This is a genomic window from Candidatus Darwinibacter acetoxidans (assembly GCF_041936445.1).
In the GTDB taxonomy this organism is placed as follows: Bacteria; Bacillota; Limnochordia; order Darwinibacteriales; family Darwinibacteriaceae; genus DTU010.
In genome coordinates this window covers 1-1,033 of record NZ_JBHGXH010000002.1, presented here as the reverse complement: position 1 = coordinate 1,033, position 1,033 = coordinate 1, and the positions used below count along the sequence as shown (strand labels likewise).

Below are 1,033 nucleotides of genomic sequence, written 5' to 3'. Positions count from 1 at the left end.
CCGTCAAGCAAGCGTCCAGAGCGTTTCTTGCCAACCTTACAAACTGTTGTGTCTGGGTCGAAGTTGAACCACCGCCTGCCCTTGATGCCCGGCTCCCCGCATCTCAGCTCATGGATTGGCGCCCACTCTCCCCACTGCTTGAACAGAAACGGCACACCTGCTACCTGACACTGATCGCGCAAGAGCCGCACCCAATCCGGGTGCATAGGACGTGCGCCGGGGCCCGTCTCGCCTCCACAGATAACCCAGTCGATACCGGGAAGCCATCTTTTCTTGGCAACTGCGCCCTCCCAACGCGCTTTATGCGCCCTCATTTCCTCCGCCTCGTGCTCATGTCCGAGAAAATGAAATTTGCCATACCCCCCACCGACGCTAATGAGCCAGTGTTGTCCGAGTCGTAGATCCACCGGCCCCAACATCGGCTCACAGCATACGAACCTCACCGCTGCGGGGATTTGTAGCAGTTCTTCAATGCGCCATAGGTTGTTGTTGTTCTCAACTGTTACGCCAAGCCATATATTCCCTCGCGGAAGCCCCCAGTCTTGACAATCAAGGCTTGATATATACCTCCTCATCCTTTCTGGTCGTTTCGTTAGAATTAAGAACGTGTGATGCTCAACCGATACATGAGTCATAACACCAAACACCTGGTCTATATAGTCATTGGGGACATCCTCATGAAACAGGTCGCCCATGCTGCATACAAAGATCCTTGACGGCTTCCGCAGCTTCAAAGGCTGCAATAATCTATTGTCATGTCGCGTCACCTTAAACGGCTCATCTTCGGGATACCCATACCTGCCACGCAACCTCTGAGCCATGCGTTTGGCGTAGCAATTCTCGCAGCCCTCTGAAACAGGAGTGCAGCCCGTCACCGGATTCCATGTATGCGTAGCCCATTCAATGGTTGTGGTGTTCATGGTTGTCCCCCCTCAATCGCCCTCCGCGCCTCTTCAAGTGCCCGCTCAAGCCTGCTGATGCTTGTCCTGGGTATGAGCGCCACGTCACCTGTCACATGATCCCTGCGATTCAC

At 54.5% G+C, this 1,033-nt stretch carries 1 protein-coding gene; it reads right to left on the bottom strand.

The genetic code is table 11. From position 1 onward, the window contains the following. On the bottom strand, positions 1 to 920 hold a 920-nt coding region (locus ACE4YL_RS00010; protein ID WP_461368956.1), incomplete at its 3' end, for a DUF5131 family protein. Between the last annotated feature and the right edge of the window lie 113 nt (positions 921 to 1,033).